The following is an 8016-nucleotide window of genomic DNA, read 5'->3' as shown; positions in this document are numbered from 1 at the left end:
CGCCGGGGAGGATTCCGCCGCGGTCACCGATGCGGCAGTCGAACTGGAAGAGCTCGGGTACTCCCGGCTCTGGTTCTCGGGCGGTTTCGGGCAGACCGTTCCACCACGATTCCGCGAGATCCTGGACAGGACCCGGCGGATCGGGGTCGGCTCCGGAATCCTCAGCATCTGGCACACGCCGCCATCCGAGGCGGCGGCCTTCACCGAGGAAGCCCAGCGCGTCCATCCCGGCCGCTTCCTCCTCGGTCTCGGTGCCAGTCACGCCGCGCTGGTAGATAACAGCACCACCGCCTATCGCAGGCCGTATTCGAAGATGGTGGAGTACATCGACGCCCTCGACGCGGCAGGGCTCGCTTCCGAGCAACGGGTCCTGGCCGCGCTCGGGCCCCGGATGATGGAACTGTCGCGCGACCGTTCGGCCGGTGCGCACCCGTACTTCGTTCCGATCGAGCACACGGCCGAGGCTAGGAAGGCCCTCGGACCCGACCGACTGCTGGCGCCCGAGGTCGCGGTCGTCCTGGAGCGGGACGCCACTGCCGCGCGCGCCCTCGCCCGGCAGTACACGAGCGCCTACCTCGCCATGCCGAACTACACCAACAACCTTCGCCGATTCGGCTGGACCGACGAAGACTTCGCCGATGGCGGCAGTGACCGTCTCGTCGACGCACTCATTCCTTGGGGCACGCTCGAACAGGTGACCGCCGGGATCGAGAAGCATTTCCAGGCCGGTGCGGACGAGGTCGCGATCCAGGTGCTCAACGGGGGTGATGCCAAAGCGTTTCCCGCCGACGCCTTCCGGGACCTGGCGGCAATACTGATCTGACCGCAATGGCGAGCAGAGTCACATTCGATAGGGATCCACCAGACTGACCGGGGTACGCGCCGTCTCCAACACCAACTCCGGAAATCTCTCCCCCGCAAGGTAAAAGCGCGCCCTCGTCCGCCCCACGGGCTTCAGCACGCCCGCCTGCGCCAGCGCCTTCAGATCCCGCTGCGCCTGCTGAACGCTGAGCCCCTCACTCGCTTCGTACCGGGATCGACGAACCCGCCCTGCCATCGCCACGTCGTGCAGCGCGGAGACCACTCGCTCGTCGAGCCCCGAACGCTGCGCGAACTCCGACGACAGCTCCCACACCCGCCCCGACCGCTCGAACCTCGCATGCACCGTCTGCGCTTGCTGGTGATAGGCGAGCAGCATGAAGCTGACCCATTCCGAGACATCCTGATCCGGCCGATAATGCGCGCCACGACGAGCCAACACCTGGTAGTACTCCCAGGTATTGCCCGGACGCCCGAGCCATGCCTCGATCGACGAGAACTCCGGCGCCAGCACACCTTCCCGCGCGATCAGCAAGGTCTGTAAGGACCTCGACATGCGGCCGTTGCCGTCGCACCAGGGATGTATGGAGACGAGATGCAGGTGCGCCATCGCCGCCCGGACCAGCGCATGCGTGTCGTCGGGAGTGTTCAGCCAGTCCACCAACTCTCCTGCCAGCGCCGGGACATCCTCGGCGTCGGGTGCGGTATAGGCCGCAATGCTGGGGTCCCGGGCATCGGTGACGTAGACCGGGCCGGGGCGCCATCGGCCGGCCGGCTTGCGAGAGGTATGTCTGTGGCCCTGCAGAATCCAGTGCAGAGCGTTCAACTGTCCCTTGCTGAAGTTGAAGTCGGGGGCGTCGTGCAGGGTTTGAAGGTAGGTCATCATCCGCTGGTAGGCGAGGGTCTCTTCGCGGTTCTCGTCGGACACATCCACGTCCTGCTCACCGGCCATCAGATCCTCGACGTCGACGGTCGAGACCTTGAACCCTTCGATCGAGTTCGATGCTGCCACGGCGTCAGCGGTGAGGAACTTTCGGAGCCCACCCGTCCACTTCGCTGGCACACCCTGCACCTGGTGACGCAACCGCTCACGCATCACGTCCACCTCGTCCAGGACGTTCTGGTCATGGCTGGTCAGTCGCGGCGTCGGGTACAGCATAGCTTCATGATGCATTGACGTGATCATTACGTCAACAGTCGCGTTCAGCTACCTCGAGACTGTTTCGGCACGGCGACGTCGATGGCGTGGACGCGGGAGGCAGCCTTGTCGGCCGAGAGCCGAGCGGAGTCGAGCCGCCCCGGTCCTATGACCGCAAGAGGACCGGGCATCGCGCACGCCGAGACCGATGACCAGCCGAGCTCGCCCGGCCGCCGAGGGTGTCGCGAGAAGATGGGTGCCTCGCGTCAGCCCAACTGCGCGCGATGAAATCGCCAGGCGTCACCGACGATGGTGGCGAGCTCGGGATGTTCGGGCTTCCAGCCCAGCTGCCTGCGTGCCTTCTCACTGGAGGCGATGCAGATCGCGGGGTCTCCCGGTCGGCGGCCGACGGTCCGGATCGGGAAGTCGGCGCCGGTGACCTCGCGCACGGTGTCGAGTACCTGGCGGTTGCTGTATCCGTTCCCGTTACCCAGGTTGTAGATCTCGTGGACGCCCGCTTCGATCGCGTCGAGGGCGAGGAGGTGCGCGGCGGCGAGATCGGCGACGTGGATGTAGTCACGGACGCAGGTGCCGTCGGGAGTGTCGTAGTCGTCGCCGTAGAGGGTGAATTCCTCGCGGTGCCCGTCGGCGACCTGCAGCAGGATCGGGATCAGGTGTGACTCCGGGTCGTGGCGTTCGCCGAGGTGCGTGCCGTCGCTTGTGAGCACGGCCCCCGCCGCGTTGAAGTATCGCAGCGATACCGCGCCGAGAACGCTCGAGGCGCCGCACTCCCCGGCGATGAGCTGGTCGACGGTGGCCTTCGTCGCGGCATACGGGTTCCGGGGCCGGACTTCGGCCTCCTCGTCGAAGGCGGTTCTGCCGTCGCCGCTGTACAGCGAGCCGGTGGAGGAGAAGATCAGCCGCGGCACGCCGGCGGCGCGGATGGCACGCAGCAGGGCAAGGCTGCCTTCGATGTTGTTGCCCCAATACTTCTCCGGATTGCGCACGGACTCGGCGACCTCGATGCTCGCCGCGAGGTGCAACACACCGTCGAATCCGGCTTCCGGCGTGAGGATATCGGCGGCCCGATGGATGGACATCCGGTGGAAGGTGGCAGCGGCGGGCACGTTGCCGGCGAAGCCCGTGGACAGGTCGTCGATGATCTCGACGTGGTGGCCGGCGTCGACGAGTTGGTGGGCGACGACGGAGCCGATGTATCCGGCGCCGCCGGTGACGAGCAGCTTCACAGAGACTTCCCCTCGGCAATAACGCTCTGAATGTCGGTGGTGGAGCAAACGGCGCGCCGCAGCTGAGATCACAGCTGTTCCCTTGTTCGCCCGGCTATTTCACCTGAGTCTGCACCCAGGAGACGGCTACGGCCCGCCTGTCGTGCGAGTCCTGCTGAGCGAACTCATAGTCTACGTCGACGACATCTCCGATACTCACTCCTCGCCTTTGATGCCGAGAGATATCTGTCGGGCCTGTGAGAGATTCTCGGCGAGCGCCGCACGTGAAGTCGTTCGTATGCTTACCGAGGGGGTTCACTCCCGCACGCGGCGCAGGAAGCGGGTGCGCGAGGCCGAGCCGTGCGGATCGGGTCACGAGTACGGTGTCCACCCGGGTACCCGGGGGATCACGGCCTGCGGCACGACCAGGTTGCATGCCAGCGTCAGCGCCTCGGCGGCGGAACCGAAGTGCGCCAGGCTCGGCGCGAGGATCGCGACAGCCCGGACCGTGTGGGCCGTGTGGGCGATCAAGGTGGTCGGCATATAGGTCTCCTCATCGATGAGGAGCACCTCGGCGATGCGGCAATCGTGTCGGCCGGCCAACTCGACGAGGGTCGCCCGATCGGCCGCGTGGGATTCACTGATGCCGAGGTTCAACAATCCGAGGGCAATGTCCATGTCTCACCTTCAGTGCGACCGTGGCCACGGTCGCGGAAGTACTGATAGTCGTTGTGGCAGACGATGAGTGCGGCGACTCGGGTCGAGCAGTGCCAGGGGCAGTCGCCGTGGATGAGCAGCGCGTTCGCGGCGTCGCCGGGTGATCGCACAGGCCAGTGCGGGTTGTCGTGACGCAGCTCGTCGGCGGTCGCCTCGCGCCTGCGGATGCTCGGCGCCCGGTCTATCGGAATGACGACACCATTGACCCGGGGAACACTCGGTGGAAGCGGATTGTCGGTGGTCACGGCAGTCCCCGCCCCTGCCGCACCGCCGCATCCCGCACCGGCTCGCTCACCGACCGGAGTCCTCTGTGACATCGCCGCCCCACCCGGCCGGCCGCACCGGTAGGCGCCGGTGACCGTGGGAAACCAAGCTGCCCAACGTCTCCACCGCACCAGCCGGGCACGCCAACGCCATGTCGGGGAACCGGCGGAACAGGGCGGGCAACGCCACGGCCGCTTCCAGCCGCGCCAGCGGAGCGCCGAGGCAGAAGTGCGGACCGTAACCGAAGGACAGGTGTTCCCGGCTCGCCCTGCGCGGATCGAAGTCGTCGGGGTTGGGGTCGTGCAGGTGCGGGTCGCGATTGGCCGCGGCGAAGCACGCGAGCAGCGCGTCACCCGCTTTGATCCGCTGACCCGCGATGTCGATGTCTTCGACCGCGTACCGCAGCGGAAGGTTCGGGACGGGCGGTGCGTAGCGCAGCGTCTCCTCGATGAGCGCCGACCAGCCGAAGGCCCCCGCGCGCAGCCGAGCCAGCAGCCCCGGCACGGTCAGCAGCTGGTAGACGGCCTGGTCGAGCAGGTTCACCGTGGTCTCGTAGCCGGCGCTGATCATCAGCAGCAGGGTGTGCACCAGTTCTTCTTCGCCGAGCCGGTCCCCTCCGTCGCGGTGCTCGATGAGCATGCTGGTGACATCGTCGCCGAGTTCGGCGCGGCGGCGGGCGACGAGCATCGTCAGGATCTCCACCATCTCGGTGAGCGTCTCCTGCGGATGGCGTCGGGCGACGGTGCAGAAGATGTCGTCGACGCAGGCCCGCAGCCGTGGTTGCAGATCCGTCGGGACGCCCATCAGCGCGGTGATCACCCGCAACGGCACCTGTGTCGCGTATTCCTCCCGCAGATCGACCACCGCCCCGGCGGGGCGGCCGGCGAGCCCGTCGAGCAAGTCCGTGGTGATCCGAACGATCTGCGGCCGCAACGCCGCGGTGCGCCGGACCGTGAACGCGGGCGCGACGAGTTTGCGCAGCCGCTGATGGTCTTCGCCATAGGCGGTGAACATGTTGCGCACCGACACCCAGGAGATGAGCGGCCAGTCCGGCGGGACCGTTCCGGCGATGAAGTCCGGCCAATGCCGATGAGCGTCCTTGGAGACCCGCCGGTCGCAGAACAATTCCTTCAGCACGTTGGCATCGGTGATCGCCCAGGCGGGTATCCCGCCGGGCAGCACCACCCGGACCAGCGGACCTCGCTCACGGAGCCGGGCGGCCTCACCGAGGATGTCGGCGCCGGTGGCATCGAGGACGATGGGCGCGGGGGTGGGATGAAGATCGGTCATCGGGATCTGCCTTACGTTCAGCGGGTCGGCACGGTCAGCGGCGGAACAGGGGCGAAGACGACGGGCAGCGCCGCCAACGCCCGATGGAACGGGCCCGGCCGCCACCGCAATCGTTCGCGAGGTACTGCCAATTCGATCTCGGGCAGCGCGTCGAGGAACTGGTCGATGGCGTCCTGGGCGATGAGGTGGGTCAGCCGCGCGGCGGGGCACATGTGCGGGCCCGCGCCGAGCGCGAGATGCGACCCGTTGTGGCGGATATCGCCGCCGACGACGGCGGGATCGTTGTTGCAGGCGGCCAGGCTGATCACGACCGGCTGATGCGCGGGCACCCACACGGCGTTGTCGATGAGCTGCGGCTGACGCGGGTAACTCATGCAGAAGTTCGCGAGCGGCGGGTCGTAGAACAGGACGTGTTCGAGCGCGTCACGGGTCGAGACCGCACCACCGGAGACCTCGCTCCCGAAATCCGGGCGGGTCATCATCAGCAGCAAGGTGTTGGCGATCAGATTGGTCAGCGGCTCACTGGTCGCGGCATGGATGGTGACCAGCTGGTGGACGACTTCTTCGTCGTCGAGGCCGGCCGGGTGGGCAAGCAGCCAGGACGTGATGTCCCTGCCAGGTCGGGCGCGCTTGCGGGCGACCAGTTCGGCCAACGCCTCCACCAACAGCCGGTTTCCCTCCGCGGCGTCGGTCGTGTCGAACATCATCGCGATGCCCGCGGCGGTCTGCCTGCCGATGTCCGGATCACATCCGAGCAGCTCACTGATCACGTCGAAGACCAGCGGCGCGGCGAAATCATCGATCAGATCCGCCCGACCACGATCGCAGAACCGGTTGACGCACTCCCCCGCGACCTGTTCGACCACATCATGAGTGGCGTGCAGATTCACCCGATCGAGCGCCGCGACCGTGGCGGGACGGTAGCGGGCATGCTCGATACCGCTGGAGCGCAACGCGTTCGGTCGCCACTGCATCATCGGCAGCACCGGGCACTGCGGTGGGATGTCGCGCTGCCAGTCACGGGGATCTGCCGGGAAATGCTCCGGGTCGTGCAGGATCTTCAACGCCGTCCGGTAGCCGATCACCAGCGTCGCCGGGATGCCGGGGGCGAGTTCGACCGGCACCAGGGACCCGAACCGTTCACGCATCTGGGCATAGGCGCGATGCGGGTCCGCGGCGAAGTCATCTGTGTAGATCGGGACGCGAGATCCGTTGTCCGCGTCCAGCGGTGAGCCGTGTCCGGCAGAAAACCGGACGGAAGCTCTGGACTGTGTTGTAAGCAAAGCTGATCTCCGAATCGAATCCGGGCGCTCGCACGCGCGTTGTTTGGTTGGCACCCACTGCCGGGGATGTAGCGCGCGGCCGATGAGGGCCCCGGACCACGAACCACGCGTCCTTCGGGGACCATCGACCCGGCAGTGGGGCCGCATTGAGCGTCGCCTGACCTGCCATGGCCGCGCGACGACGAAACGGGCGTCAAAGACGACCTATTGGGGGCGACATTCCGGCGTCATTGACCTAGCCTGACCTCATGGGGACCACACCGAACACGGCACTCCGCGCGGCACGCAATGCACGCCGTATGAGCCAAGACGATCTGGCCCGAGCACTACGCGAGGCCGGTTGCCTCAGCGCGACGAAGCGGCTCGTCCAGCGGTGGGAAGCAGGGACCACCCTCAGCCCCAGGGCCTCGCACGTACGCGCACTGGAGAAGGTGATGGGATTGCCCATCGAGACACTGGGATTCGGTTCGGTCGAGCCGGGCCGATCCCTTTCCAGCGACGACGAGAACGGGCACATGGTCGAATCCGCCATCGGCCGGCTCTCGCACGACTCGAGGCCGGTCGGCAGCGGCGGACCGAACCCCGGCAACTACTCCGGCATCTGGCTCTCGCGATACGAGTACTACTCGAGCGGCCGGGACTCCACGTTCACCGCGGTTCACCACGTCGTCGTCCTCCAGCACGACGACGCGCTGACGGTGCGGAGCCTGCCGGGGTCGGCGGTGTCGAGCATGGAGATGGACCTCACGATCGACGGCAATGTGGCGACGGGCACCTGGACCGAGCGCACGGCCCAGGATGGCTACTACCGGGGCGCGAAGTACCACGGCGCGATCCAACTGCTCGTCGACCTCGCGGGTACCCGAATGGCGGGTAAGTGGATCGGGTTCGGGAAGTCCTTCGACATCAACTCCGGGCCGTGGGAGCTGGTCTTGCAGGACCGATCCACCGCCAAGGCCGCGATCGAGGCGTACGACCGGCCGCCAGCGCAGCACTGAGACACCAGTCCCAGCTCTGGTCGAGAGGCGACCAGAGCGGAACCCACAGGTAATGCTGGATTCTGCTGTAGGTGGCGTAAGTACTCCGAGCACCACGGAGGTCCTCCCTGTATGTGATCAGTTGGCAGGCACCCGCCGTCGGGTCACCGCTACACACGATCTCGACCCGACGGCGGGGCTCGAACGAGCGTCGCGCCTACAGGAGGCGTCGAAACAGCGCGCAAACACCATCGAAAGTCGTAAAAGCTGGTAATCCACCGCTATAGGGAGCTCACGAGGAA

General features: G+C 66.9%; 7 protein-coding genes. 2 read left to right on the top strand and 5 right to left on the bottom strand.

What is annotated here, in order from left to right:
• The coding region (locus ON26_RS31380) for a TIGR03620 family F420-dependent LLM class oxidoreductase (RefSeq protein WP_040802020.1) at nt 1-823 on the top strand (823 nt) is incomplete at its 5' end.
• Between the two features lie 18 nt (nt 824-841).
• Here ON26_RS31380 and ON26_RS31375 read toward each other — a convergent pair.
• From ON26_RS31375 to ON26_RS31355, 5 genes are all read right to left on the bottom strand, one after another.
• Nucleotides 842-1978 (bottom strand): Fic family protein, encoded by a 1137-nt coding sequence (locus ON26_RS31375; protein ID WP_040802102.1) that lies wholly within the window; start codon nt 1976-1978, stop codon nt 842-844.
• Nucleotides 1979-2223: 245 nt separating this feature from the next.
• Nucleotides 2224-3204: a UDP-glucose 4-epimerase GalE gene (gene galE / locus ON26_RS31370; protein ID WP_040802018.1), complete on the bottom strand. Its 981-nt coding sequence runs from the start codon at nt 3202-3204 to the stop codon at nt 2224-2226.
• A 351-nt stretch (nt 3205-3555) separates the two neighbouring features.
• Nucleotides 3556-3861, bottom strand: coding sequence for a hypothetical protein (locus tag ON26_RS31365; RefSeq protein WP_040802016.1), 306 nt, complete (start codon nt 3859-3861; stop codon nt 3556-3558).
• Nucleotides 3862-4191: 330 nt separating this feature from the next.
• A complete protein-coding gene (locus tag ON26_RS31360) occupies nt 4192-5454 on the bottom strand; it encodes a cytochrome P450 family protein (RefSeq protein ID WP_051028064.1) in 1263 nt (420 codons plus the stop codon).
• A 17-nt stretch (nt 5455-5471) separates the two neighbouring features.
• Nucleotides 5472-6602 (bottom strand): cytochrome P450, encoded by a 1131-nt coding sequence (locus ON26_RS31355; RefSeq protein WP_306307267.1) that lies wholly within the window; start codon nt 6600-6602, stop codon nt 5472-5474.
• 434 nt (nt 6603-7036) lie between these two features.
• On the opposite strand from ON26_RS31355, the gene ON26_RS31350 reads away from it, so the two are divergent.
• Complete coding sequence (locus tag ON26_RS31350) at nt 7037-7735, top strand: helix-turn-helix domain-containing protein (protein WP_218000669.1); 699 nt, start codon at nt 7037-7039, stop codon at nt 7733-7735.
• Nucleotides 7736-8016: the final 281 nt, after the last annotated feature.

Source organism: Nocardia higoensis NBRC 100133, assembly GCF_000308595.1.
Classification (GTDB): domain Bacteria; phylum Actinomycetota; class Actinomycetes; order Mycobacteriales; family Mycobacteriaceae; genus Nocardia; species Nocardia higoensis.
This window is presented reverse-complemented; position numbering and strand designations above follow the sequence as displayed.

Bases quoted from the DNA above. Each gene is read 5' to 3' on its own strand.
- ON26_RS31350 (WP_218000669.1), top strand. From the start codon at position 7,037: ATGAGCCAAGACGATCTGGCCCGAGCACTACGCGAGGCCGGTTGCCTC.
- ON26_RS31360 (WP_051028064.1), bottom strand. From the start codon at position 5,454: ATGACCGATCTTCATCCCACCCCCGCGCCCATCGTCCTCGATGCCACC.
- ON26_RS31365 (WP_040802016.1), bottom strand. From the start codon at position 3,861: ATGGACATTGCCCTCGGATTGTTGAACCTCGGCATCAGTGAATCCCAC.
- ON26_RS31375 (WP_040802102.1), bottom strand. From the start codon at position 1,978: ATGCTGTACCCGACGCCGCGACTGACCAGCCATGACCAGAACGTCCTG.
- ON26_RS31355 (WP_306307267.1), bottom strand. From the start codon at position 6,602: ATGCGTGAACGGTTCGGGTCCCTGGTGCCGGTCGAACTCGCCCCCGGC.